Genomic DNA, 23,242 nt, shown 5'->3' on the forward strand with positions numbered 1-23,242 from the left:
TGGGATGCCTCTCTCTCGTACGTCAGTGGGTGTGCTCCAACCCACCCTGCCGCAACGGCATTTCACTCGTAACCGGCACGCCGGTCAGTCCGTCCGCACGACCAGTGCCGTCGCGATCGCGGCGAGGCCCTCGGCGCGGCCGGTGAGGCCGAGCCCGTCGGTCGTCGTGCCGGACACGGCGACCGGGGCGCCCGCGGCGGCGCTCAGCGTCTTCTGCGCCTCGTCACGCCGCTTGCCGACCTTGGGGCGTACGCCGATGACCTGGACGGCGATGTTGCCGATCTCGAAGCCTTCGGCGCGCACGATCCGGGCCGCCTCCGCGAGCAGCGTCACACCGGAGGCACCGGACCACTGGGGCCTGCTGGTGCCGAAGTGCGCGCCGAGGTCGCCGATGCCGGCCGCGGAGAACAGGGCGTCGCAGGCGGCGTGCGCGGCGACGTCCCCGTCCGAGTGCCCGGCGAGGCCCGCGCTCTCGCCCTCCCAGAGGAGCCCGGCACACCACAGCTCGCGCCCTTCCTCGAAGGCGTGCACGTCGGTGCCGATGCCGACCTGCGGAAGGCTGATCCGCTGCGGCTGGTTCTCAGAAGCCATCGTTGGCCCTCCTGCGGGCGAGCACGGCCTCGGCGAGGACGAGGTCGAGGGGCCGCGTGACCTTGAAGGCCTCTTCGTGGCCGGGCACGACGACGACCTGGAGGCCCAGCTGCTCGACCATGCTGGCGTCGTCCGTGACGTTGTCGGTGACCGTCGCGTGGGCGCGGACGAGGGTGTCGCGGTCGAAGCCCTGCGGGGTCTGCACGGCGCGCAGGCGGGCCCGCTCGGGCGTGGCGACCACGGGCTCGGGTGCGCCCGGCTCTTTGGGGTCCCCGGGCTCGACCTGCTTGACGGTGTCGGTCAGGGGCAGCGCGGGGACGACGGCGGGGGCGCCGTCGCGTACAGCCTCGATGACGCCGTCGACGGTGTCGACGGGCACGAGCGGGCGGGCCGCGTCGTGCACCAGGACGACGCCGATGCCGTCCGGCAGGGCGTCGAGGCCGAGCTTCACGGACTCCTGGCGGGTTTCGCCACCAGGGACCACGAGGAAGTCGGTGCGCTCGGGCAGCGAGTGGTCGGCCAGGAGTGACTTGACCTCGGCGGCGCCCTCCGGCGGGGCCACGACGACGACGAGCGAGACGGCGCGGGAGGCGGCCATGGCCCGTACGGCGTGGATGAGCATGGGCGTGCCGTTCAGCGCGCGGAGCGCCTTGGGGGCGCCCGGGCCGAGCCGTACGCCGCGTCCGGCAGCGGGGATCACGACCGCGGTGCGGGATTCCTCAGACATCGCTTCCGTTCAGGTTTGTGTGCTCGGCCGAGGTGGGTATGGCCTCAGCGACGCCGGGCGCGGGCCCTTGACCGGACCCTTCCGTGACATCTGGTCGAGCCAGCTGCCCGAGCCCGGCACGCACGCTTAAGGGATTACATCTGGGTACGAACATGCCGCAGCGCCCGGCGACACCATTGAGGGTCAGCGGGCACCGCGGCATTCATGGCGCCAAGACGTATGCGTATGTCAGGACGCGATCAGGACGCGAGGACCTCGTCGAGCAGGGCCTCGGCCTTGTCCTCGTTCGTGTTCTCCGCGAGGGCGAGCTCGCTCACCAGGATCTGGCGAGCCTTGGCGAGCATGCGCTTCTCACCCGCGGACAGTCCGCGCTCACGCTCACGACGCCACAGGTCACGCACGACTTCCGCGACCTTGATGACATCGCCCGATGCGAGCTTCTCGAGATTTGCCTTGTAGCGACGGGACCAGTTCGTGGGCTCTTCGGCGTACGGCGCGCGCAGTACTTCGAAGACCCGGTCGAGCCCGTCCTGACCGACCACATCACGCACGCCGACGAACTCCGCATTGTCCGCAGGCACACGTACCGTCAGGTCGCCCTGGGCGACCTTCAGCACCAAGTAGGTCTTGTCCACGCCTTTGATCTGGCGAGTCTCAATGGCCTCGATCAGCGCGGCCCCGTGATGGGGATAGACCACGGTGTCGCCAACCTTGAACGTCATGTGACAGGTACCCCTTCCGTGGCTATCCATCCTAACACGAGAACCGCCTCTTCTGAATGGCGTTTTCGCAGGTCAGGGCATATCTCGGGGCTTGACAACAGCAACAGGAACGTGCTGCGAAGGGCTTCCGGAGTGGGGTATTCGCAGGTGAGAGCGGCTCTCCGGGGAAGCAGAAACACGCCCGTCACACCCCCTCCGAGAGCGCTCCACGAGGCTGAACGTCCCGGTTTGCCAGGTTCCAAGCGGTGAACTTCCGCTACTCCGTTCGGCGACTGGGGAGACGTGCGAGCCCGCGTTCGATGTGAATCCGGAATTGATCAAGTGCCCCCGGTGATCAATTTCCCGGACTTCCCCGGACCGCCATGCATTCCTTACCGGAAATCCGCAGGACGGGCCGCGATGACTCTTGACGGCACTTAAGTGAATGGTGAACGAGAAGCCAATGTCGCTGACGTGACGGCTGGGGCGCGAGTGTCGGGGCACGAGCCCCGGGAGAGAGGCTCACCACCCGTAGGGGCGGGTCGGGTGCGGTGGCGCGGGAACGGCTCGGTAACCTAAGCCCGCTGACACACACTTAGGGCGGCTTTACGGCCGCCCGCCCTCCCGTATCGCCCTCGTTCAAGGAGTTGCCGCCGCCGTGAGCCGCAGCCTTCGACGTGGCGCCATTGCCGCCACCGCCATCGCGTTCTCGCTCGCGTCGCTCGCCGCGTGCGGCGCCGGTAACAACGCCCAGACGCACGAGATCAAGCCGGACAACGCCGCGACCTCCGTCGGCGACATCCAGATCCAGAACGCCATGGTGATCACCCAGCCCGACCTGAAGTCGACGGGCCCCGCGGTGATCGCCGCCACGATCTTCAACAACGGCAGCACCGACCAGACGCTGGACGAGATCGCGGTCAACGGCACCGGCAAGAAGGCCAAGATCACGCCGGCCAAGGACGACAAGACCTCCAAGCGTGGCGGTCCGCTGACCATCCCCGCGGGCGGCTCGGTCGTCATCGGCGGCAAGGACAACGCCTCCGCCGTCCTGTCCAGCAGCCGCGAGGCCGTCAAGGACGGCAACGCGCAGCCGGTCACCTTCGCCTTCAGCAAGACGGGCGACGTGAAGATGAAGACCTTCGTCGTGCCGGCCGAGAGCTACTTCAAGAAGTGGGGCCCGACCGAGGTTCCCGAGGCTCCGGGCTCCAAGCCGTCGGCGAAGCCGTCCGGCGGCGCATCGGCCGACCCGTCGGGCTCGCCGTCCACGAACCCCTCGGGCACGCCCGCCGGTGGCGCGAGCACCGAGCCGTCCGGGGCGGCCTCGTCGCCGGCCGGCGGCGGCTCGCAGTCGCACGGTGCGGGCGACGCCGCAGAGCACTGATCAACGTACGTACGCATTGGCGTACGCGCGAAAGGGGCGGGAACCCGGTGCCGGGTTCCCGCCCCTTTCGCGTGACTTCTACTGAGGGGCCGTCTACGGCTCGAACTTGTAGCCGAGGCCCCGCACCGTCACCAGGTAGCGCGGAGCGCCCGGGTCCGGTTCGATCTTGGCGCGCAGGCGCTTGACGTGGACGTCGAGGGTCTTGGTGTCCCCCACGTAGTCCGCGCCCCAGACGCGGTCGATGAGCTGCATGCGGGTCAGGACGCGGCCCGCGTTGCGCAGGAGCATCTCCAGGAGGTCGAACTCCTTGAGGGGCAGGTCGACCTTGGAGCCGGAGACGGTGACGACGTGGCGGTCCACGTCCATGCGGACCGGGCCCGCCTCCAGGGCCTGCGGCGCCACCTCCTCGGGCTCGCCGCGGCGGCGCAGGACCGCGCGGATGCGGGCCACGAGTTCGCGGGACGAGAAGGGCTTGGTCACATAGTCGTCGGCTCCTATTTCGAGGCCGACCACCTTGTCGATCTCGCTGTCCTTGGCGGTGACCATGATCACCGGGACGTTGGAACGGCTGCGCAGCTGGCGGCAGACCTCCGTGCCGGGCAGGCCCGGCAGCATCAGGTCGAGCAGGACGAGGTCGGCGCCGTTGCGCTCGAACTCGTCGAGTCCGTCCGGGCCGGTGGCCGCGATGGCGACCTCGAAGCCCTCTTTGCGGAGCATGTAGGACAGGGCGTCGCTGAAGGATTCCTCGTCCTCGACGACGAGCACTCGGGTCACGGAAGGACCTCCGGGGCAGGAATGGGTTCGTACGCAGTGGTCTCGTCGGGCCGTGCGGTGCCGGCTTCGCTGCCGTCTCCGCCGTGACCGGATCCGCGGTCGCGGGCCGCGGCTGCTTCGGGCAGCCGCAGGGTGAAGGTGGAGCCCTGTCCCTCGGAGCTCCACACGGTGACCTCCCCGCCGTGCGAGGCGGCCACGTGTTTGACGATGGCGAGGCCGAGGCCGGTGCCGCCGGTGGCCCGGGAGCGGGCCGGATCCACTCGGTAGAAGCGCTCGAAGATACGCTCCTTGTCCTTGTCGGAGATGCCGATCCCCTGGTCGGTGACGGCCACCTCGATGAGGTCTCCCCCCGGCGCGCTGACCCGGCGGGCCGCGATGCCCACGCGGGTGCGGGCGGGCGAGTAGTTCACGGCGTTCTCGACGAGGTTGCCGAGTGCCGCCGCCAGCTGGCCGCGGTTGCCCCATATCTGCAGGTCGGCGGTGCCGCCCGCGGCCATGGTGATCTGCTTGTGCGAGGCCTGGTGACGGCTGCGGTCGATCGCCTCCGCCACCAGTTCGTCGACACGGACGGGTTCGGCGTCCTCCAGGGGGTCGTCGTTCTGGACCCGGGAGAGGTCGATGAGCTCCTGGACGAGGCTGGTCAGGCGGGTCGCCTCGATCTGCATGCGGCCCGCGAAGCGCTCGACGGCCTCGGGGTCGTCCGAGGCGTCCATGACGGCCTCGGAGAGCAGGGAGAGCGCGCCTACCGGGGTCTTGAGCTCATGGCTCACGTTCGCGACGAAGTCGCGTCGTACGGCTTCGATGCGGCGGGCCTCGGTGAGGTCCTCCACGAGGAGCAGGACCAGGCGGGAGCCGAGGGGGGCCACGCGTGCGGAGACGGCGAGGGCCTCGCCCCGGCCGGTGCCGCGGCGTGGCAGGTCCAGCTCGACCTGGCGTATCTCACCGTCACGGCGGGTGTCGCGCGCCATCTGGAGCATGGGCTCGACGGCGAGCTTGCCGCCGCGGACCAGGCCCAGGGCGTACGCGGCCGAGCTGGCCTTGACGACGCTGTCCGCCTCGTCGAGGACGACGGCGGACGAGCGGAGCACGGAGAGCACCGTGTCGACGCCGGGCGGCAGTACGGGATCGGTGTGCAGGGAGGTCCGGGTGGGGCGTTTCAGGTCGCGCTCGCTCCAGCGGAACGCCAGCATGGCGATGACACCGGTGCACACCCCGGCGATCGCTGCCGCTGCGGCGACCGCCGCGTTCACGTCCATGCCTCCAGGTTATGCGCCGGACGAGCACCTGCCCCAGCCATCCGGGTGCCCGCTCGAACACTCGTCGCCCAGAGTTCACCGAGGGGACGGTGTTGGTTCACTTCGGCTGAACGGGTTACTCCGGGCCGTGCCGGGGCGGCTCCCGGTGGGGCGCTCCCCGTCGCCCACAGTTCACCTGGGTGACAGGGACGGTTCATGCGGGATGCCGGAAACGGACGCGTCGGGGCCGCACCGTGGGAGCGTGGGGGTCACCCCCCGGGACGTACTAGAGAGGGACATCCACATGCGGGACGCGTACCACGAGGAACTTGACTCGATCGGCGAAGGCCTGGTCGAGATGGCCCGCCTTGTCGGGTCCGCGATCGGGCGCGCCACGACGGCCATGCTCGACGCCGACCTGAAGATGGCGGAGAGCGTGATCGCCGCCGACCAGAAGGTGGACGATCTGCAGCACGAGCTGGAGGCGCGCGCGATAGCCCTCCTCGCGCGGCAGCAGCCGGTCGCCACCGATCTGCGCATCGTCGTGACCTCGCTTCGGATGAGCGCCGACCTGGAGCGCTCGGGCGACCTCGCCCAGCACGTCGGCAAGCTGACCCGCCTGCGCTTCCCCGCGTCGGCCGTTCCGCAGGATCTGCACGCGACGATCCTGGAGATGGGTCAGCTGGCGCAGCGTCTGATGGCCAAGGCGGCGGAGGTCATCATCACGAAGGACGTCGACCTGGCGCTCCAGCTGGAGCAGGACGACGACGAGATGGACCTGCTGCACCGCACGCTCTTCCAGCACCTGATGGACGACCGCTGGAAGCACGGCATCGAAACGGCCGTGGACGTGACGCTCCTGGGCCGCTACTACGAGCGCTTCGCGGACCACGCGGTGTCGGTGGCGAAGAGGGTCGTCTACCTGGTCACGGGCGAGCACGCGGACGAGATGCAGCAGACCGGGACGCCCGTGGAAGGCGCCTGAGGCCGTTTGTACACAAGGGTGTGCCCCGCGCCGGTGGTGCGGGGCACACCCTTGTGTTCTGGGGGCGTGCCTCAGCCGCAGCAGCCGCCGCACTGGCACGGGCCACCCGACTGGCAACCGCAGCCGCAGCCCGAGCCGCAGCCGCAGGAGCCGAGGAGCACGAGCTCGGGCAGGCCAGGTGTCTTCGCCGACTGCTCGGGGACGGGTTCGGTCATGGGGGACTCAGCCATGGGTCTCCTCCTCGAAGGCGTACTGCCTGATGCCCGTTCCATGCCCACTGGAGAGGGGCGCATCAACGGCGCACATGCGCGTACGGAGGCCCCGCCGCGCCGGACGCGGCACGGCGCGGCACGACGCGGCACGGCCCGGCACGGCCCGGCACCCCGGAAGTCACTCGCGAAACTCGGCACGTCGGCCGTGCGCCTGGAAGTACCTGAACTTCACCCGGTGACACCAGGCACGCGGTCGGCGACCCCATCGGGTGCGGGAGCGGTGGGCGTGGGAGCGGTGGGCGTGGGCGCCACGCCCACCGTCTCCTCCTCGGCGGGGAGCCCCCTCATCAGCGACCAGTAGCCGACGGCGGCGACCGTGCCGATGACCGCGCAGGCGCCCCAGAGCCACTCGGCCCCGAAGCGGTCGATGACGAAGCCGGACATCAGCGGGGCGACGAGCGCGGCGACGGCCCACGACAGGGTGTACATGCCCTGGTAGCGGCCCCTGCCGTGGGTCGGCGAAAGGCGTACGACGAGACCGGTCTGGGTGGGGGCGTTGACGATCTCGGCGAGGGTCCAGACGCACACGGTCAGGGCGAAGACGCCGATGGACCCGGCGAAGGCGGTGAGCCCGAAGCCGTAGCCGGCGAGCAGGGCGGAGACGACCAACAGCCGCTGCGGGTCGCGGTGTTCGATGAACCGGGTGACGGGGATCTGGAGTACGACGATCAGGACGCCGTTGACGGCGATGGCCATCCCGTAGTCGGCGGGCGTGAACCCGGCCTCGCCCATGGCGACGGGCAGCCCCACGGAGCCCTGCATGAAGAGCAGCGCGAGGAGGAAGGAGAGGCCCACGACGCCCATGAAGCGCCCGTCGCGCAGGACGGTCCCGAGGCCGACGTCCGGTTCTGATGCCTTCTCCAGAGCGGTCCGTACGGGCCGCGACTCCGGCAGCTTCACGAAGACGACGATGGCGCAGACCATGGTCATCACGGCTTCGATGAGGAACCCGGCGAGGTAGCTGAACTCGGCGATGAAGCCCGCGCCTGTGGACGAGATCGCGAACCCGAGGTTGATGGCCCAGTAGTTGAGCGAGAAGGCCCGCACGCGGTCCTCGGGGCGGACGATGTCGGCCATCATCGCCTGGACGGCGGGCCGGGACGCGTTGCTCGCCATGCCGACGAGGAATGCGACGGCCGCGATGGCCAGGGGGTCCTTCATGAAGCCGAGGAGGGCGACGGAGAGCGCGGTGGAGCTCTGGGCGATGAGGAGGGTGGGCCGCCGCCCGAGCCGGTCGGTCATGACGCCGGCGCCCAGCGAGGAGACGACACCGCCGAGTCCGTGCAGGGCGGCGACGAGACCGGCGTACGTGGCGGAGTAGCCGCGGTCGAGGGTCAGGTAGAGCGCCATGAAGGTGGCGACGAAGGCGCCGAGGCGGTTGACGAGGGTGCTGGTCCACAGCCACCAGAACTCGCGGGGAAGACCGGAGACGGACTCCTTGGCGGCGCGTCTCAGGGCAGCGAGTGGCATCGGTTTTCCCCCACGGGATCAGGCAGCTATGTAAGTGCCGCTAGCAACATGTAAGCGTCGCTAGCGACCAGCGCACATTACGATCTCAGGGGCTCAGAGGGCCAGTCGATTAGCAGAACCCGTCAACTGTCGCCCCGCTCGCCGCCGCCCTGTCCGGGGTCCGGGCGGACGCGCGGGGCACCCGGCGGTTCGATTACGCTCAGGGGCATGGCCGACGCACCGTACAAGCTGATCCTCCTCCGCCACGGCGAGAGCGAGTGGAACGCGAAGAACCTGTTCACCGGCTGGGTGGACGTCAATCTCAACGAGAAGGGCGAGAAGGAGGCGGTCCGCGGCGGTGAGCTGCTCAAGGACGCCGGCCTGCTCCCCGACGTGGTCCACACGTCGCTCCAGAAGCGCGCGATCCGCACCGCGCAGCTGTCCCTCGAGGCGGCCGACCGCCAGTGGATCCCCGTACACCGTTCGTGGCGCCTGAACGAGCGTCACTACGGCGCGCTCCAGGGCAAGGACAAGGCGCAGACGCTCGCCGAGTTCGGCGAGGAGCAGTTCATGCTCTGGCGCCGCTCGTACGACACCCCGCCGCCGCCGCTGGACCGCGACGCCGAGTACTCCCAGTTCGAGGACCCGCGCTACGCGACGCTCCCGCCCGAGCTGCGCCCGCAGACGGAGTGCCTCAAGGACGTCGTCGTCCGCATGCTCCCGTACTGGTTCGACGGCATCGTCCCGGACCTGCTGACCGGCAGGACGGTCCTGGTCGCGGCCCACGGCAACTCGCTGCGCGCCCTGGTCAAGCACCTGGACGGCATCTCGGACGAGGACATCGCGGGCCTGAACATCCCGACGGGCATCCCGCTGGCGTACGAACTGGACGCCGAGTTCAAGCCCGTGAAGCCGGGCGGCACGTACCTCGACCCGGACGCGGCGAAGGCGGCCATCGAGGCGGTCAAGAACCAGGGCAAGAAGAAGTAGCCCGCATTTTCCTGAGCTGAGCCCCCTGCCTGCGGGTTTTCCCGTCGGCAGGGGGCTCTTCGCTGTGCGGGGGCGAGCTTTTGGACGTTCACCACCGCCAACAGTGCTCGGTCACGGGCTGCCCGTGTCCGAGATCCCCTGGGCGAGCTCGCCCACGGCGTCCAGGATCCAGTGGCCGAAGGCGGTCGGGGCGATCAGGACGCCGAAGACCAGCACGACCGCCATGGTCATCCCCGTGTCGAGCTTGGTCCTGGGCGCCACGCGTCTGCGCAGCAGCACGATGATGACCACAGCCAGCAGAACCGCGAGGTCGATCGTCATCACCACTGGCCAGTCCCCCCATCAGGCAAGAACGTTCCAGCTCCCCTGTGTAGCCCGAACCGCGTGATGGGGGCACTCAGTTGGGCGGGGTTGGCGGCAAAGCGCCCATCCGGGGCCGAATCGGCGGACTTGCCAGGACCGTCGAGGGCTACAGCTCTCTCTGCGGCGTCAGCCCCGCGGCTGGGTCAGGTGAGTGAACGCGTCCAGGTTGCGTGTGGACTCGCCCCGCGACACCCGCCACGCGTACTCCTTGCGGATCGCCGAGGCGAATCCCAGCTCCAGGAGCGTGTTGAAGGAGCCGTCCGCGTTCTCCAGGACCGAGCCGAGGAGGCGGTCCAGCTCGTCCGGGGTGACCGCCGAGAGCGGGAGCTTGGCGGTGAGGTAGATGTCGCCGAGGGAGTCGATCGCGTAACTCACGCCGTACAGGCGCAGGTTCCGCTCCAGGAGCCAGCGGTGCACCGCTTCGTGGTTCTCCTCGGGGTGCCGGATCACGAACGCCGTCAGCGACAGCGCGTGCTTGCCGAGCTTCACGGAGAGGGTCGTCGAGAGTTTGCGCGTGCCGGGCAGCTTCACCACGTACGAGCCCGGCTCCGGGCTCTCCCACTCCAGGTCCGCCTCTGTCAGCGTCCCCTCGATGATCTCCGCCGCGCCCGCCTCATCAGCCATGATGCGAGCGTACGCGACGCCGGTGCTCGTGCACGGCTGCCGTGTACACGTCCGCCGTGGCCGACGCGGCCGTGTCCCAGCCGAAGGATTCCGCGTGCCGGGCGGCCGCCTCGCCCATCCGGTCCACGAGGTGCGGGGCCTCGGCGAAATCGCGCAGCACGCGCGCGTAGTGGGCCGGTTCGTGGCCGTCCATCAAGAAGCCCGTCACCCCGTCGCGTACGGCGACCGGCAGACCGCCCACCGACGCCGCGAGGACCGGGGTGCCCGCCGCCTGGGCCTCGATGGCCACCAGGCCGAACGACTCGCTGTACGACGGCATCACGAGGACCGAGGCCGCCCTGAACCAGTCCGCGAGCTGCTCCTGGCCCACCGGCGGCTGGAAGCGGACCACGTCAGCGATGCCCAGCCTCGCGGCCAGCTTCTGGAGCCCCTCCGGCTTCGCGAGGCCGCTGCCGCTCGGGCCGCCCACCACGGGGACGACGATGTTCGAGCGGAGCTCGGGGCGCTGGTCGAGGAGGACGGCGACCGCGCGGAGCAGGACGTCCGGCGCCTTCAGGGGCTGGATGCGGCCCGCGAAGAGCGGGACCAGGGCGTCCTGCGGGAGGCCGAGGCGTTGGCGGGCCGCCGCGCGGCCGTCGGCGGGGCGGAAGCGGTCGAGGTTCACGCCGGGGTGGACGACGGCGACCTTGCCCGCTTCGGCTTCGTAGTGCCGTACGAGCTCGTCGGCCTCTTCGGAGGTGTTGGCGATCAGGCGGTCGGCCGCCCGCACGATCTGCGTCTCGCCGATCACGCGCGCCGCGGGCTCCGGGGTGTCGCCCTCCGCGAGCGCCGCGTTCTTGACCTTGGCCATCGTGTGCATGGCGTGCACCAGCGGCACGCCCCAGCGCTCGGCGGCGAGCCAGCCGACATGGCCGCTGAGCCAGTAGTGGGAGTGGACCAGGTCGTAGTGGCCGGGGCGGTGGCCCGCCCACGCCTGCATCACGCCGTGCGTGAAGGCACAGAGCTGGGCGGGCAGCTCCTCCTTCGCCAGACCTTCGTACGGCCCCGCGTCCACATGGCGCACGAGGACGCCCGGGGAGAGCTCGACGGCCGGCGGCAGCGCGCCCGTCGTCGAGCGCGTGAAGATCTCCACCTCGATGTTGATGGCCGCGAGGCGCTTGGCCAGCTCCACGATGTAGACGTTCATGCCGCCCGCGTCGCCCGTGCCCGGCTGGTGCAGCGGGGACGTGTGCACGCTGAGCATGGCCACGCGGCGGGGGCGCCGGTGGGTGCCCGGGATCCGGAGCCTGCTTGGCGCTGCCGGCGAGCGACGGCCGAGCCTGGTCACGTACTGGCTCACGTGGCGGTCCTCCTTGTGCGCGCGCGGGCATGGCTTAACGGAGGGCGTGCACGGTCCTCCAGAGGGAGAACACCGGAAGGCGCAACTCCATTTCCTCTTTGCCAAATCATTACCGGCCAAGGCTCAACCGATGGCCTCGCGGGGCTCGGCGAGTACCCCGGCCCCCCGCGGCGCATACCCTTCTCCCCATGGCCTCCCGCACCCCTTCCCGCCCCGTGGGAACGGTGACGCGCGGGACCACCAACCCCAACCGCCTGCGCCGCATGGACCGCTGGATCGCTGCCACGCACGGCGCCGAGCTGCGACGTTCCGCCGACCCCTTCGCCGTCGACCTCGGCTACGGGGCCGCCCCCTGGACGGCCGTCGAGCTGCTCCTGCGGCTCAGAACCGCGGCCCCGCACGCGCGCGTGGTCGGCGTCGAGATCGATCCGGCGCGGGTCGCGGCCGCGAAGCCGTACGAGAGGGAAGGGCTCTCCTTCCGGCACGGCGGCTTCGAGATCCCGCTGCCGGGCAGCCCCTCGCTGATCCGGGCCGCGAACGTGCTCCGGCAGTACGACGAGGAACAGGTCGCCGCCGTGTGGGAACGGCTGTGCGGGCGGCTCGCGCCGGGCGGGCTGCTCGTCGAGGGGACGTGCGACGAGATCGGGCGGCGGCACGTCTGGGTCGCGCTCGGGCCCGAGGGTCCGCGCACGGTGACCTTCGCGACCCGCCTCGGATCGCTCGACCGGCCATCGGACCTCGCCGAGCGCCTGCCCAAGGCGCTGATCCACCGGAACGTGCCGGGCGAGCCGGTGCACGCGTTCCTGCGCGACTTCGACCGCGCCTGGGCCGCCGCCGCTCCCTACGCCTCGTACGGCGCGCGGCAGCGATGGACCAGGGCCGTGCGGGACCTGGCGGCGGACTGGCCGGTGGCGGACCGCCCTTCGCGGTGGCGGCAGGGCGAAGTGACGGTGCCGTGGGGAGCGTTGGCGCCGCGCCAGGGGTGAACGCGCGGGGTGCCTACGGGTGAATTCGCGAGGCGGCGCGGGGTGAACTCCGCGTGCGGCGCGCCGCGAAGGGAACGATCTACGAGTGCCGTTCGTCACATGGGGCGGTGGGGATCGGAGTTGCCGCCGCGCTCTGTCGCATTGCGCGTCGGCGTGGCACCATCCCCGGTGCACTCGTAAGTTACTGACGGTAAATCAGCTTTGGGGGAGGCGGACGTGACCACCGGCAAGCGGAGTTCGACTGTGGCTGGCCTGGCGCTGATCTGCGCGGCAGTGGTGCTGAGCGCACCGGGCGCGGCCTACGCGAGTCCGGCGAAGCCAACGCCCGGCAAGACCAAGTCCCTTGAGGACCTGCGCAAGGAGATCGAGAAGCTCTACCACGACGCGGGCGTCGCCACGGACGCGTACAACGCGGCGGAGGAGAAGAGCGAGAAGCAGTCCAAGCAGATCGTGAAGCTCGCCCGGTCCATCACCGACGGCCAGCGGAAGCTGGACAAGCTCAAGTCCCGCGCGGGCGCCGCCGCCCGCGCCCAGTACCGCAGCGGCGGGGTGTCCTCCGAGGCCCAGTTGATGCTGAGCGACGACCCCCAGGAGTTCCTGGACGACGCCGGTCGGATGCGGCAGGGCCAGAAGGCCACCAAGGGCATGATGACGGAGATGGAGCGGACGCAGGAAGACCTGCGGATCTACGCCAAGGACGCCACCGCCCAGTGGAAGAAGCTGGAAGCCAACCGCAAGGCGAAGGCCGAGTCCAAGAAGAAGATCAAGAAGAAGATCGCGGCCGCCGAGGAGATGGAGTCGAAGCTCGAGAAGAAGGAGCTCGAGCGGCTCCGGAAGCTCGAGGAGGAGGCCCAGCTCAAGAAGCAGTCGGCGTGGGTGAGTTCGGGCGTCCTGAAGGACATCAAGGGCAAGGCGACCGGGCCGGGTCAGAAGGCCATCGAGTTCGCCACCGCGCAGATCGGCAAGCCGTACGTCTGGGGCGCGGAGGGCCCGTCCTCGTACGACTGCTCCGGACTCACCTCCAAGGCCTGGGCCGCGGCGGGCAAGGGAATTCCGCGTACGTCACAGGAGCAGTGGAAGCAGCTGCCGCGCATCGACATCAAGAACATGCGCCCGGGTGACCTGATCATTTACCACGCGGACGCCAGCCACGTCGGGATGTACGTGGGCGACGGCGCGATCGTGCACGCGCCGCGGCCGGGGCGTGATGTCACCGTCGCGGGCGCGGGATCGATGAAGATTCTCGGGGTCGTGCGGCCCGACAAGTAGGGGTTTCCGACACCTGAAGCAGCGGTTTCAGGCCCCCGAAGCAGTGGTATCGGGCCCCCGAAGCAGCGGTTTCGGGGGTCGGCGGCCGGCCTTGTGCCGTACGTCATGTGACCCACCGCACCCTCGGCCCGCCTCTCAACCCTCCCGGCGTGATGTTCGTCATCCCTGTCGGGGCCGGTCGTGCCCAATTGCGGTCGTTGATGCGGCATATGACGGTGGCTGTTTTCCGTGCGCCATTCCAATCGGGCCTCGGCTAACGCTATGGTCCCCGTCGGTGGAGCGTTCGACCGTCGATCCACCATGCCCTCGGGGGGAGGGAAGGAAACCGAAGCCATGCCCGTACCCATACCGCGGCAGAGGGCGATCCCGGCCGCGGAAGGCGGTCAGGCTCACGCTCTGCCGACGCCGACGCCGACGCCCGTGCAGGCGCCCGAACCCGTACGCACGCCCGTAGAGACCGTAGAGCCCGCACAGACGTCCAGGGACACGGACCAGCAGGCGAGCGGCCCCGGCCTCAGCCTCCTGGTGATCGAGGACGACCCGGTGGGCTCCCTGAGCGTCCCCCAGATGCTCGACTCCGCGGGCAAGCCCATCAGGGTCCGCACCGCCCGCAACCTCACCGAGGCCGAGCGGCTGCTCACCGACGACGTGCACTGCATCCTGCTCGACCTGGCCCTGGCAGGACCCGCCGCCTCCCCCGAGGAGGAAGAGGACGAGCTCGCCACGCTCAAGCACGTCCTGCGCCTCGCGCCCCGGCACGCCGTGCTCGCGCTCACCGCGAGCGGCGACACCGAGGGCGGCGCGGAGGCCGTGCGGGTCGGTGCCCAGGACTATCTCTTCCGTGACGAGCTGGACGGACGGCTCCTGAGCCGCGCCATCCGGTACGCCGTGGAGCGCAAGCGCGCGGACGCCGCCCAGCGCCAGCTGACGGAGTCGCGCCTTCGGGCCCAGGAGAACGCCCGTCTGGAGCGCGGCCTGCTGCCGACGCCGCTCCTGGACGGCTCACCGCTGCGGTTCGCCGCGCGCTACCGCCCGGGGCGTTCACGGGCGCTGCTCGGCGGCGACTTCTACGACACGGTGCGCACCCCCGACGGCTCCGTGCACGTCATGATCGGCGATGTCTGCGGCCACGGCCCTGACGAGGCGGCGCTCGGTGTCGAGCTGCGCATCGCCTGGCGGACGCTGACCTTCGCGGGCCTGTGCGGCGACGAGCTGCTCAGCACGATGCAGAAGGTCCTGGAGCACGAGCGCGCCGACGACGAGATCTTCGCGACGCTCTGCACGGTCGACATCGCCCCGGACGGCCGCCGGGCCGGGCTCTGCCTTGCGGGCCACCCGTCACCGCTGATCGCCCGCGACGGCCACCTCGCCGAGCTGCTGCCGTACGAGAACAACGGCCCGGCGCTCGGGCTCCTGCCGAACGCCCGCTGGCCGCGCCGCCAGGTGGAACTCGGCGGCAAGTGGAGCCTGATGCTCTACACGGACGGCCTGATCGAGGGCCGGATCGGCGAGGGCAACCAGCGTCTGGGCCAGGACGGCATGGTGGAGATGCTCCGCCGCCAGATCGCCACGGGCCTGCGGGGCGACGAGCTCCTTGAGGCCGCGGTGAACGAGGTGCGTGAACTGAACGGTGGCGACCTGACCGATGACGTTGCCGTGCTGCTGCTTGACCGCGACCGTTAGGCGTACCGCCGGAGCCGTGGTGTTGAGTCCGCGGCCCGGTGGGGGCTGGTCGCGCAGTTCCCCGCGCCCCTGACGGGGCCCGACTAGCGGCCGCCGTTGTACGGACCGTACGGACCGTCGCTGCTGGAGCCGCGGCGTCCGCCGCCGCCACCGCCGCCGGTGATCTGCCGCAGCGCGGGCCGCACGTCGACCATGTAGACGATGGTCGCGATGAGCCCGATGATCGGCAGGAACGACAGGATGTTGAAGATCAGGTTCACGATGAAGGCGAGCCCGAGGATGATCAGCCAGAACGGCTTGGTCTTCTTGTCCGCCGCTCGATAGGCGTCCTCACGACGGATCGCCGCGTCCACGAGCGCGAAGCCGCTGAAGACGATCAGCGCCAACGACAGCAGCCACATGAAGTTTGCGAACCCCTGCATCAGCACAACGTCCACCACCAGTCTCGGCTCTTGAGTACGCGGACACCGTACCCGCTACCCGGAGAACGGGCCGGGCACTTCGAGAGTGCCCGGCCCCTCCACATGACAACCGCCGTACCGCGCGCCTACTTGGCGGGCGGCGTGGTCTTCTTCGCCACCGGCTTGCGGGCGGCCGGGGCCTTCTTGGCGGCCGGCTTCTTCGCCGGGGCGGCGGCGGCCTTCGGCTCGGCGGATGCCGAGTTCTCCTCGGCGTCCGGCTCGACGGCCACGGCCAGCTCGGTGATCTCCTCGGCGGCCTCGCCGCGCCAGGTCCGCACGGCCTGCTCGCCGTGCTCGGCGACCTCTTCGTACTTCTCGCGCGCCTTCACGGCGTACTCGGCCGCGACACCGACGGAGCTCAGGGCAAGGCCCTGAGCGCTCTCGCTCAGCTTCTTCAGGTCCGTGTCGAGCGTGCCGAACAGCTCGGTGACCCTGGCCTGGATGGTCTCCTGCGCCTCCCTGGCACGGGCGACGGCCTTGTCCTGGACGGCCTTGGTGTCGGTGTTGCGCACGGCGTCGATACGGGCCGGCGCCTCGGCGATCAGCTGCTCGATGGCGCCCGGCACCTTCTTCGCCTGCTGGAACGCCAGGTCGGCGGTGCCGACGACGAAGTAGGCGGGGGTGGTGTCGGTGAGGGTGTTGCGCAGGTCGTCCTTGATGGCCATGGCGATGGTCCTCCCGGATTCGCGTCAGCTTGAGGGATGGTCCTTGGGGTCCTTCGGGCTGGCATCACTGCCGTCGGCCGTGCGGGGGCCGTCAGCGGTGGCGTCCACGTCATCTGCGTACGAGGCCTCATCCACGAACGACGCGTCGTCCGCGTACTCCGAGACCTCGAAGCCGTTCTCTCTTCTGAACGACTCATAGATCTGCAACAGGACCTGCTTCTGCCGCTCGTTGATGGAGGGGTCGGCGAGGATGACGGCGCGCGTCTCCAGCTCGTCCCGCTCCTTCTCGTCGAGGATCCCGGCCCGGACATAGAGCGTCTCGGCGGAGATCCGCAGCGCCTTGGCCACCTGTTGCAGCACTTCGGCGCTCGGCTTGCGCAGGCCGCGCTCGATCTGGCTCAGATACGGATTGGACACCCCGGCGGCGTCGGCGAGCTGCCTGAGCGAGAGCTGCGCGTTGCGCCGCTGCTCACGCAGATACTCACCGAGATTGCCGACGTTGAGTGATGCCATGCGTCGATAGTGCACGCCCCTTGCTAACTATTGCAAGCGCCCGCTTGCAAAAGTGCGCCACGCCACTGATCGCGCGAAGCACGGCCGGACCAAGTCCCGTCAGGATGGCTGGACTTGATCGAAGAGAGCGAGGGCTTCGGCGGGGTCCGGGCTCACGAGGCGTTCCAGGCCGGCCGTCGTGATCTCGGCCCACCTGCCGGCCCGTGCCCACATCCGTTCCTCGAAGGCGCGAACGGCCTCGTCCAGATCTTCAGGGCCGGTGGCGATGGACTCGGCGAGTTCGGCGCCTTCCAGCATCGCGAGGTTCGCGCCCGCGCCCAAAGGGGGCATCAGGTGGGCGGAATCACCCAGCAGCGTCACCCCGGGGACGTGGGTCCAGGTGTGGGACACGGGCAGGACGTAGAGGGGGCGGTGGACGAACGCGGTGCCGTGGCGGAGGAGGTCGAGGACGGGAGCGGCCCAGCCGTCGAACAGAGCCAGCAGGCTCGATCGCACGGCCTCGGCGTCGGCCAGGTCCAGGTCCGTGTGCCAGTCCAGCGGCGCGCGGAACTGGGCGTACACCTTGACGTGGCCGCCGCTGCTGCGCTGGGCGACGAGAGCTCGGTTCACGCCGTACACGGCTACGGAACCGTCGCCGATCAACGGGGCGAGGTCGGGGTGGCGGGTGTCGACGTCGTCGAGGGAGGTCTCGACCAAGGTGACGCCGGTGTAGTGCGGCGTCACCGACGAGACCGCCGGGCGGATCCGGGACCAGGCGCCGTCCGCGCCGACCACGAGGTCGAACGCCTCCTGCCGCCCGTCCTCGAAATGGACCAGTACGCCGTCCCGGGTCCCCGGCACCGCCCGCTTCACGCCCCGGCCCCACTGGACGCCGAGCGGGCCGAGCAGCAGGTCACGGAGTTGCCCGCGGTCGATCTCGGGATTGGCCCGGTCATCCGGACGGGGTCGCCAGTCGCGCAGGACGGTTCCGTCCGTGTCCAGGATGCGCATGGCCTGCCCCTCGGGGCGGGACAGCGCCTGGAACTCCGCCAGCAGCCCCGCCTTGTCCAGCGCGAGCTGACCCAGCTCTTCGTGCAGGTCCAGCGTGCCGCCCGGGGGCCGGGCATCGGGGGCGGGATCGCGTTCGAGGACGGTGACGGGGTGGTCATGGCGGTGCAGGACGCGGGCGAAGGCGAGGCCGGCAGGACCGCTCCCGACCACTGCGATGCGGTGTCTCATGCCGATACACTGTATTGGTCGTATACGGCGTATCGCAACGGTACGGTGTGAGCATGACTGTCTGGGACCGGCCGGAGCCGCCGAACCGCCCCGTGCCGCTCGACCGGGAACGGATCGTCGCCGCCGCCATCGCGCTGGCCGACGAGGGCGGCCTTGAGGCGGTTTCGGTGCGCAAGGTCGCGGCCCGCCTGGACGCCGGTCCGATGCGGCTGTACCGATACATCTCCACCAAGGAGGAGCTGTTCGACCTCATGGTGGACGAGGTCCAGGCCGAGACCTTCCCCGAGGAGCAGCCCGGTGACTGGCGGGAGGCCTTGCGCGTCCTCGCCCAGCTCACCAGGCAGTCCGCCCTCCGCCACGAATGGCTGGCCGACCTGCTCGGCGGTCGCCCGAGCCTGGGTCCGAACGGCCTCGCCGTGACCGAGGCCACGCTGGCCGCCTTCGACGGCATCGCCGATGTCGACACCGTCATGCGCGCCGTGGATACGGTCAGCGCCTACTTCATCGGCGCGATCAGGCGCGAGATCGCGAACCTGCGGGCCGAGCGCGCCACGGGCCTGTCCAAGCACGACTGGCAGCGCACCCACGGCCCGCATGTGACGAGGATGCTGGCCACCGGCTGCTTCCCGGCGCTGGCCAAGGCCGTGCACGACGGCACGGACGTGGACGCCGAGACGTCCTTCGCGACCGGCCTGGACTGGGTCCTCGACGCCGTGGCCATCAAACTCACCCGATAGCCGACCTGCTCGACACCCAGCGCCCAGCGCCCAACGCCCAGCGACGACTTGATGTCGTTTGGCGCCAGAGCGAGGCACCCCCCCCCGACCTGCGCATTTACGTACCGCCGCCAATCCATGGCACCTCCTGCGCCAAACGTGACGCCACATATGACTCGACGTGGCACCATTCGTGTGCCACGATGGCGCCAGGGAACAACCAGGGAGGGGTCGGATCATGGAGACAGCACAGAGTCCGCGGTCGGCGGTGCCCGGCGCCTTCACCGCTTTCGCCCGCTTCGTGCTCTGCGGCGGCGGGGTCGGAGTCGCCTCCAGCTTCGCCGTGGCGGCCCTGGCCTCCTGGATCCCCTGGGCCCTGGCCAACGCCCTGATCACCGCGGTCTCCACGCTCCTGGCCACCGAGTTGCACGCCCGCTTCACCTTCGGCGCGGGCGGGCGCGCGACCGGGCGTCAGCACGCGCAGTCGGCCGGGTCCGCGGCGGCCGCGTACGCGGTGACCTGCTTGGCGATGCTGGTCCTACAGGGACTGGTGGCGGCGCCCGGCGCTGTGCTCGAACAGGTCGTCTATCTGTCGGCCTCCGCCCTGGCCGGTGTCGCGCGGTTCGCCGTGCTGCGCCTGGTCGTCTTCGCCCGGAACCGCTCCCAGGCAACGGCCACCGTCCGCCCCTTGCACCCCACCCACACCGTGCACCCCGCGCACCCCGCGCAAGCGACCGTGGCCCCCGCCGAGCTCTGCCCCGCGGCCTGACCCCCGCCCCGCTTCTCCCGGCGGTCGGTAACGTTCCTCGTGTGCCTGTCTCTCTCCCCGACCTCGTCCGCCTGCGCCAGGCCCGTGACCGGATGGACCGCGACTACGCGGAGCCCCTGGACGTCCCGGCGCTGGCCCGGGACGCCCTCATGTCGCCGGGGCACTTCTCGCGCAGCTTCCGCGCCGCCTACGGAGAGACCCCGTACAGCTATCTCATGACCCGCAGGATCGAGCGGGCCAAGGCGCTGCTGCGGCGCGGGGACCTGTCGGTGACGGAGGTCTGCATGGCGGTCGGCTGTACGTCGCTCGGCTCCTTCAGCTCACGGTTCACCGAGCTCGTCGGCGAGAGCCCGAGCGCGTACCGCGCCCGCGACCACGGTGACAGCGCCGACATCCCTGCCTGCATCACCAAGATCCGCACCCGTCCGATCAGGAACGGAGAAGCGAAACCCGACGCCGGTCCGTAGCGTCGTACGCATGGACATCAAACTTGCGCAGTGCTTCATCGCCGTCGACGACCACGACAAGGCGCTCGCCTTCTACCGCGACGCGCTCGGTCTCGAAGTACGCAATGACGTCGGCTTCGAGGGGATGCGCTGGGTGACGCTCGGCTCGCCCTCGCAGCCGGACGTCGAGATCGTCATCGAGCCGCCGCTCGCGGACCCGAACGCCACCGACGCCGACCGGCAGGCCGTGGCCGAGCTGATGGCCAAGGGCATGCTGCGCGGCGTCATCTTCCGCACCGACGACGTCGACGCCACGTTCGAGCGGGTCCGTTCCGCGGGCGGCGAGGTTCTTCAGGAGCCGATGGACCAGCCGTACGGCGTCCGCGACTGCGCCTTCCGCGACCCGGCCGGGAACATGCTGCGGATCAACCAGCCGCGCGAGAAGTAGGCAAGAAGGAGAGAAGGAGCGGCAGTTACGCCACCCACACTCCGGTTACGCCACCCACGCCCCGTCACGCATGAGGACCCTGCCGCTCAGCTCGTGCTCGCCGTGCCAGGCACGCACCGTTCGCGGGGTCACGCGCAGAAACACGAAGGAGCCCTCCTCCTTGCGCGGGTCCCAGCCGAACTTGGCGGCGAACCCGTCCCCGGCTTCCCGCGGGACGCCGGAGGCCGGAAAGCACTCCGCCTCGCCCTGTACGAGCACCACATCGGCGGTGTCCGGCAGGGCGAGGCGCACCCGGGGTTCATGCCGCGCGTTTCGGATCGTCGCGGAGGTCCCGCCGGTGCACATCCACAGCGCGCTGCCGTCCCACCAGAACCACAGGGGCACTTGGTGGGGCCCGTGCTCCGGGTGGGACGTCGACAGCCAGATGTCCCGTTCCCGGTCGAGGCGTTCCAGCGTCTCGCGCCTGCGCTCCGGTCCTTCACGACGAACGATCTCCGTGTTCCGCATGAGCGCAGACCCTAGCCGGTGGCCGCGCCCGCCCCGAAGGCCCTGCGATAGTCCCCCGGTGACACCCCCACCTGCTTGAGGAAGTGGTGACGGAGGTTGTTCGCCGTGCCGAGGCCGCTCAGTTCGGCGATCTTCTCGATCGGGGCGGCGGTCGATTCGAGGAGGCTCTGGGCTCGGGCCAGGCGCTGGTTCAGGAGCCACTGGAGCGGTGTCGTCCCGGTGGCGGCCTGGAGCCGGCGGTAGAGGGTGCGCGGGCTCATCGCCGCTCGGCGCGCCAGGTCGTCGACCGTCAGGGGGCGGTCGAGGCGGGCGCGCGCCCAGTCGAGTACGGGGCCGAGGCCCTCGTCGTCCGTCGGCGGAACGGAGAGGTCGATGAACTGGGCCTGGCCACCGGGGCGGTGAGCGGGGACGACCATGCGGCGGGCCAGCTGGTTGGCCACGTGCGCGCCCAGGTCGCGGCGGACCAGATGCAGGCACAGGTCGAGGCCAGCGCTCACGCCCGCGCTGGTCAGGACGTCGCCGTCATCCACGTACAGAACGGAGTCGTCGACCTCCACCTTCGGGTAGCGCGCGGCGAGTTGGGCCGTGTGCATCCAGTGCGCGGTGGCCCTGCGGCCGTCGAGCAGCCCCGCATCGGCGAGCGCGAAGGCGCCGGTGCACAGGGAGACCATGCGAGCGCCGGCGTCGTACGCGCGACGCAGCGCCCCCGCCAAGCCGTCCGGCAGCGGGCGGCCCTCCTCCACGCAGGCGTCCGGCACGGACGTGACGATGACCGTGTCCGCCCCGACGATGTCGTCAAGGCCGTGCGGGGTACGCACCGTCAGGCCGACCCCGGGGCCGGACCCGCCCTCGCCCTCGTACGCGCTGCACAGCCGGAAGTCGTACCAGTGGTCCGACAGATCCGGCTGCGGCTTCCCGAACACCGTGCAGGGGATGCTCAGTTCGTACAGATCCCACGACGGGATCGCTATCTCCTCGGTCACGACCAAGGCCACGGAACCAGCGCTCATACGGTGAGACTAGGCCGCCCCGGGCCATGGCAGCGCGTGGCAGGAATTTGGTGGCCGCCGTCACCCCTGTCACTGTCCGGCGCCGCCGCCCGCTGCGAGCGTGGTCCACATGAACGCAGAGAACACAGGGAACGCAGTGACCGCAGTGACCGCAGTGACCGCCAGTGCAGAGAACAAGCCCCCCGTCACCGTCATCGGCCTCGGCAACATGGGCGCCGCCCTCGCCGCCGCCCTCCTGGAGAACGGCCACCCCACCACCGTCTGGAACCGCTCCCCCGCCAAGGCCGAACCCCTCGTCGCCCGGGGCGCCAGCCTTGCCGCCACCCCCGAAGAGGCCGTCGCCGCGAGCCAGCTGATCGTCGCCTGCGTTCTCGACCACGACGCTTTGTACGCCGTCATGGACCCCACTGCCGGATCCCTCGCGGGCAAGGCCCTGGGTGAACCTCACCTCGGGCTCCCCGGAGCAGTCCGACAAGGCGGCGGCGTGGGCCGCTTCACTGGGGCTCCGCTATCTCGACGGGGCGATCATGACCACTCCTCCGGGGGTCGGCAACCCGGAGATGATGTTCCTCTACAGCGGCTCGGCGGAGGTGTTCGACGCACACCGCGCCACCCTCGCCGCGCTGGGCGACCCGCTGTACCTGGGCGCGGAACCGGGCCGTGCCTCGCTCTACGACGCCGCCCTGCTCGGCCTGATGTGGTCCACGTTCACCGGCTGGCTGCACGGCACGGCCGTGGTCGGCGCGGACGCCACCAGGGCCACCGACTTCACGCCCGTCGCCATCCGCTGGATGCGGCACGCCGTCGCGGGCTTCCTCGACACCTACGCGACCCAGGTGGACGCCGGGCGCTATCCGGGTGACGACGCCACCGTCGACGTACAGATCACGGCGATCGGACACCTCATCCACGCGGCGGCCGACCGCGGCGTCGACAACGCGCTGCCGGAACTCCTGAAGGCGACCATGGAGCGGGCGAGTGCCGCCGGGCACGGCTCCGACAGCTACGCGAGCGTGATCGAGGTGCTCCGAGGGGTCCGAGGGGAACGGCGGGACGCGACTCGAGTGTGACCATTCGGCAACAACAGGGCGGAGAACCGTGCACCCGGGCGCATGAT

General features: G+C 70.4%; 26 protein-coding genes and 1 pseudogene. 11 read left to right on the top strand and 16 right to left on the bottom strand.

Annotation, left to right across the window (positions count from 1 at the left end):
• Positions 1-84 precede the first annotated feature (84 nt).
• The 3 genes from ispF to E5671_RS22775 form a co-directional block, all read right to left on the bottom strand.
• The gene (gene ispF, locus E5671_RS22765; RefSeq protein WP_160505802.1) at positions 85-591 is read right to left on the bottom strand and encodes a 2-C-methyl-D-erythritol 2,4-cyclodiphosphate synthase; all 507 of its coding nucleotides are present in this window, start codon (positions 589-591) and stop codon (positions 85-87) included.
• Complete coding sequence (gene ispD / locus E5671_RS22770; protein ID WP_160505803.1) at positions 581-1,318, bottom strand: 2-C-methyl-D-erythritol 4-phosphate cytidylyltransferase; 738 nt, start codon at positions 1,316-1,318, stop codon at positions 581-583. Before ispD ends, ispF begins: the two co-directional genes overlap by 11 nt.
• A 239-nt stretch (positions 1,319-1,557) precedes the next feature.
• The gene (locus E5671_RS22775) at positions 1,558-2,040 is read right to left on the bottom strand and encodes a CarD family transcriptional regulator (protein WP_003953493.1); all 483 of its coding nucleotides are present in this window, start codon (positions 2,038-2,040) and stop codon (positions 1,558-1,560) included.
• A gap of 637 nt (positions 2,041-2,677) precedes the next feature.
• Between E5671_RS22775 and E5671_RS22785 the strand changes: the two genes are divergently transcribed.
• Complete coding sequence (locus E5671_RS22785; RefSeq protein WP_160505804.1) at positions 2,678-3,403, top strand: DUF461 domain-containing protein; 726 nt, start codon at positions 2,678-2,680, stop codon at positions 3,401-3,403.
• Between the two features lie 93 nt (positions 3,404-3,496).
• On the opposite strand, the gene E5671_RS22790 is transcribed toward E5671_RS22785, so the two are convergent.
• Entirely contained in the window at positions 3,497-4,177 is a 681-nt protein-coding gene (locus E5671_RS22790) for a response regulator transcription factor (RefSeq protein ID WP_030362171.1), read from the bottom strand.
• Positions 4,174-5,433: a sensor histidine kinase gene (locus tag E5671_RS22795; protein WP_160505805.1), complete on the bottom strand. Its 1,260-nt coding sequence runs from the start codon at positions 5,431-5,433 to the stop codon at positions 4,174-4,176. The genes E5671_RS22790 and E5671_RS22795 overlap by 4 nt, the downstream gene beginning before the upstream one ends.
• 283 nt (positions 5,434-5,716) lie before the next feature.
• Here E5671_RS22795 and phoU point away from each other — a divergent pair, with 283 nt between their 5' ends.
• A complete protein-coding gene (gene phoU / locus E5671_RS22800) occupies positions 5,717-6,397 on the top strand; it encodes a phosphate signaling complex protein PhoU (RefSeq protein ID WP_160510362.1) in 681 nt (226 codons plus the stop codon).
• Positions 6,398-6,468: 71 nt separating this feature from the next.
• Here the strand turns inward: phoU and E5671_RS45440 are convergent, their stop codons facing one another.
• Together E5671_RS45440 and E5671_RS22805 are read right to left on the bottom strand one after the other, a co-directional pair.
• On the bottom strand, positions 6,469-6,627 hold the full coding sequence (locus tag E5671_RS45440; RefSeq protein WP_202121221.1) for a hypothetical protein: 159 nt from the start codon (positions 6,625-6,627) through the stop codon (positions 6,469-6,471).
• Between the two features lie 210 nt (positions 6,628-6,837).
• Positions 6,838-8,139, bottom strand: coding sequence for an MDR family MFS transporter (locus E5671_RS22805; RefSeq protein ID WP_160505806.1), 1,302 nt, complete (start codon positions 8,137-8,139; stop codon positions 6,838-6,840).
• 207 nt (positions 8,140-8,346) lie between these two features.
• Between E5671_RS22805 and E5671_RS22810 the strand changes: the two genes are divergently transcribed.
• Positions 8,347-9,108 carry a phosphoglyceromutase gene (locus E5671_RS22810; RefSeq protein ID WP_160505807.1) on the top strand — a complete coding sequence of 254 codons (762 nt, stop codon included), beginning with the start codon at positions 8,347-8,349 and terminating at the stop codon, positions 9,106-9,108.
• Positions 9,109-9,219: 111 nt separating this feature from the next.
• On the opposite strand, the gene E5671_RS22815 is transcribed toward E5671_RS22810, so the two are convergent.
• The 3 genes from E5671_RS22815 to mshA all read right to left on the bottom strand — a co-directional run bounded on the left by E5671_RS22815 (position 9,220) and on the right by mshA (position 11,434).
• Positions 9,220-9,429, bottom strand: a complete 210-nt coding sequence (locus tag E5671_RS22815) for a hypothetical protein (RefSeq protein ID WP_202121222.1) — start codon at positions 9,427-9,429, stop codon at positions 9,220-9,222.
• Positions 9,430-9,597: 168 nt separating this feature from the next.
• The gene (locus E5671_RS22820) at positions 9,598-10,095 is read right to left on the bottom strand and encodes a YbjN domain-containing protein (protein ID WP_160505809.1); all 498 of its coding nucleotides are present in this window, start codon (positions 10,093-10,095) and stop codon (positions 9,598-9,600) included.
• Positions 10,088-11,434, bottom strand: a complete 1,347-nt coding sequence (gene mshA, locus E5671_RS22825; RefSeq protein WP_160505810.1) for a D-inositol-3-phosphate glycosyltransferase — start codon at positions 11,432-11,434, stop codon at positions 10,088-10,090. The genes E5671_RS22820 and mshA overlap by 8 nt, the downstream gene beginning before the upstream one ends.
• 188 nt (positions 11,435-11,622) lie before the next feature.
• Between mshA and E5671_RS22830 the strand changes: the two genes are divergently transcribed.
• From E5671_RS22830 to E5671_RS22840, 3 genes are all read left to right on the top strand, one after another.
• A complete protein-coding gene (locus E5671_RS22830) occupies positions 11,623-12,420 on the top strand; it encodes a class I SAM-dependent methyltransferase (protein ID WP_202121223.1) in 798 nt (265 codons plus the stop codon).
• A 216-nt stretch (positions 12,421-12,636) separates the two neighbouring features.
• Positions 12,637-13,689, top strand: a complete 1,053-nt coding sequence (locus E5671_RS22835; RefSeq protein ID WP_160505811.1) for an NlpC/P60 family protein — start codon at positions 12,637-12,639, stop codon at positions 13,687-13,689.
• A 333-nt stretch (positions 13,690-14,022) separates the two neighbouring features.
• On the top strand, positions 14,023-15,372 hold the full coding sequence (locus E5671_RS22840; RefSeq protein WP_160505812.1) for a PP2C family protein-serine/threonine phosphatase: 1,350 nt from the start codon (positions 14,023-14,025) through the stop codon (positions 15,370-15,372).
• Positions 15,373-15,455: 83 nt separating this feature from the next.
• Here E5671_RS22840 and E5671_RS22845 read toward each other — a convergent pair whose 3' ends face one another.
• The 4 genes from E5671_RS22845 to E5671_RS22860 form a co-directional block, all read right to left on the bottom strand.
• Positions 15,456-15,794: a DUF2516 family protein gene (locus E5671_RS22845; RefSeq protein ID WP_160505813.1), complete on the bottom strand. Its 339-nt coding sequence runs from the start codon at positions 15,792-15,794 to the stop codon at positions 15,456-15,458.
• A gap of 125 nt (positions 15,795-15,919) precedes the next feature.
• On the bottom strand, positions 15,920-16,498 hold the full coding sequence (locus tag E5671_RS22850) for a hypothetical protein (protein ID WP_160505814.1): 579 nt from the start codon (positions 16,496-16,498) through the stop codon (positions 15,920-15,922).
• Between the two features lie 24 nt (positions 16,499-16,522).
• Positions 16,523-17,011, bottom strand: coding sequence for a helix-turn-helix domain-containing protein (locus tag E5671_RS22855; RefSeq protein WP_160505815.1), 489 nt, complete (start codon positions 17,009-17,011; stop codon positions 16,523-16,525).
• A gap of 99 nt (positions 17,012-17,110) precedes the next feature.
• Complete coding sequence (locus E5671_RS22860) at positions 17,111-18,229, bottom strand: FAD-dependent oxidoreductase (RefSeq protein WP_160505816.1); 1,119 nt, start codon at positions 18,227-18,229, stop codon at positions 17,111-17,113.
• A gap of 53 nt (positions 18,230-18,282) precedes the next feature.
• Here E5671_RS22860 and E5671_RS22865 point away from each other — a divergent pair, with 53 nt between their 5' ends.
• The 4 genes from E5671_RS22865 to E5671_RS22880 all read left to right on the top strand — a co-directional run bounded on the left by E5671_RS22865 (position 18,283) and on the right by E5671_RS22880 (position 20,608).
• The gene (locus E5671_RS22865) at positions 18,283-18,966 is read left to right on the top strand and encodes a TetR/AcrR family transcriptional regulator (RefSeq protein ID WP_160505817.1); all 684 of its coding nucleotides are present in this window, start codon (positions 18,283-18,285) and stop codon (positions 18,964-18,966) included.
• A 217-nt stretch (positions 18,967-19,183) separates the two neighbouring features.
• Entirely contained in the window at positions 19,184-19,714 is a 531-nt protein-coding gene (locus E5671_RS22870; protein WP_237330221.1) for a hypothetical protein, read from the top strand.
• Positions 19,715-19,806: 92 nt separating this feature from the next.
• Positions 19,807-20,181 (top strand): helix-turn-helix transcriptional regulator, encoded by a 375-nt coding sequence (locus E5671_RS22875; RefSeq protein ID WP_160510364.1) that lies wholly within the window; start codon positions 19,807-19,809, stop codon positions 20,179-20,181.
• Between the two features lie 10 nt (positions 20,182-20,191).
• On the top strand, positions 20,192-20,608 hold the full coding sequence (locus tag E5671_RS22880) for a VOC family protein (RefSeq protein WP_160505818.1): 417 nt from the start codon (positions 20,192-20,194) through the stop codon (positions 20,606-20,608).
• A 45-nt stretch (positions 20,609-20,653) separates the two neighbouring features.
• Here the strand turns inward: E5671_RS22880 and E5671_RS22885 are convergent, their stop codons facing one another.
• Both E5671_RS22885 and E5671_RS22890 read right to left on the bottom strand, forming a co-directional pair.
• A complete protein-coding gene (locus tag E5671_RS22885; protein ID WP_160505819.1) occupies positions 20,654-21,115 on the bottom strand; it encodes a pyridoxamine 5'-phosphate oxidase family protein in 462 nt (153 codons plus the stop codon).
• Positions 21,116-21,126: 11 nt separating this feature from the next.
• The gene (locus E5671_RS22890; RefSeq protein WP_443032797.1) at positions 21,127-22,104 is read right to left on the bottom strand and encodes a GlxA family transcriptional regulator; all 978 of its coding nucleotides are present in this window, start codon (positions 22,102-22,104) and stop codon (positions 21,127-21,129) included.
• Positions 22,105-22,333: 229 nt separating this feature from the next.
• On the opposite strand from E5671_RS22890, the pseudogene E5671_RS22895 reads away from it, so the two are divergent.
• A pseudogene (locus E5671_RS22895) lies at positions 22,334-23,195 on the top strand (NAD(P)-dependent oxidoreductase).
• Positions 23,196-23,242: the final 47 nt, after the last annotated feature.

This window comes from Streptomyces sp. BA2 (assembly GCF_009769735.1).
Taxonomy (GTDB): Bacteria; Actinomycetota; Actinomycetes; order Streptomycetales; family Streptomycetaceae; genus Streptomyces.

Bases quoted from the DNA above. Each gene is read 5' to 3' on its own strand.
- ispF (WP_160505802.1), bottom strand. From the start codon at position 591: ATGGCTTCTGAGAACCAGCCGCAGCGGATCAGCCTTCCGCAGGTCGGC.
- ispD (WP_160505803.1), bottom strand. From the start codon at position 1,318: ATGTCTGAGGAATCCCGCACCGCGGTCGTGATCCCCGCTGCCGGACGC.
- E5671_RS22775 (WP_003953493.1), bottom strand. From the start codon at position 2,040: ATGACGTTCAAGGTTGGCGACACCGTGGTCTATCCCCATCACGGGGCC.
- E5671_RS22795 (WP_160505805.1), bottom strand. From the start codon at position 5,433: ATGGACGTGAACGCGGCGGTCGCCGCAGCGGCAGCGATCGCCGGGGTG.
- phoU (WP_160510362.1), top strand. From the start codon at position 5,717: ATGCGGGACGCGTACCACGAGGAACTTGACTCGATCGGCGAAGGCCTG.
- E5671_RS45440 (WP_202121221.1), bottom strand. From the start codon at position 6,627: ATGGCTGAGTCCCCCATGACCGAACCCGTCCCCGAGCAGTCGGCGAAG.
- E5671_RS22805 (WP_160505806.1), bottom strand. From the start codon at position 8,139: ATGCCACTCGCTGCCCTGAGACGCGCCGCCAAGGAGTCCGTCTCCGGT.
- E5671_RS22810 (WP_160505807.1), top strand. From the start codon at position 8,347: ATGGCCGACGCACCGTACAAGCTGATCCTCCTCCGCCACGGCGAGAGC.
- E5671_RS22815 (WP_202121222.1), bottom strand. From the start codon at position 9,429: ATGACGATCGACCTCGCGGTTCTGCTGGCTGTGGTCATCATCGTGCTG.
- E5671_RS22820 (WP_160505809.1), bottom strand. From the start codon at position 10,095: ATGGCTGATGAGGCGGGCGCGGCGGAGATCATCGAGGGGACGCTGACA.
- E5671_RS22830 (WP_202121223.1), top strand. From the start codon at position 11,623: ATGGCCTCCCGCACCCCTTCCCGCCCCGTGGGAACGGTGACGCGCGGG.
- E5671_RS22840 (WP_160505812.1), top strand. From the start codon at position 14,023: ATGCCCGTACCCATACCGCGGCAGAGGGCGATCCCGGCCGCGGAAGGC.
- E5671_RS22845 (WP_160505813.1), bottom strand. From the start codon at position 15,794: ATGCAGGGGTTCGCAAACTTCATGTGGCTGCTGTCGTTGGCGCTGATC.
- E5671_RS22850 (WP_160505814.1), bottom strand. From the start codon at position 16,498: ATGGCCATCAAGGACGACCTGCGCAACACCCTCACCGACACCACCCCC.
- E5671_RS22855 (WP_160505815.1), bottom strand. From the start codon at position 17,011: ATGGCATCACTCAACGTCGGCAATCTCGGTGAGTATCTGCGTGAGCAG.
- E5671_RS22860 (WP_160505816.1), bottom strand. From the start codon at position 18,229: ATGAGACACCGCATCGCAGTGGTCGGGAGCGGTCCTGCCGGCCTCGCC.
- E5671_RS22865 (WP_160505817.1), top strand. From the start codon at position 18,283: ATGACTGTCTGGGACCGGCCGGAGCCGCCGAACCGCCCCGTGCCGCTC.
- E5671_RS22870 (WP_237330221.1), top strand. From the start codon at position 19,184: ATGGAGACAGCACAGAGTCCGCGGTCGGCGGTGCCCGGCGCCTTCACC.
- E5671_RS22875 (WP_160510364.1), top strand. From the start codon at position 19,807: ATGGACCGCGACTACGCGGAGCCCCTGGACGTCCCGGCGCTGGCCCGG.
- E5671_RS22880 (WP_160505818.1), top strand. From the start codon at position 20,192: ATGGACATCAAACTTGCGCAGTGCTTCATCGCCGTCGACGACCACGAC.
- E5671_RS22885 (WP_160505819.1), bottom strand. From the start codon at position 21,115: ATGCGGAACACGGAGATCGTTCGTCGTGAAGGACCGGAGCGCAGGCGC.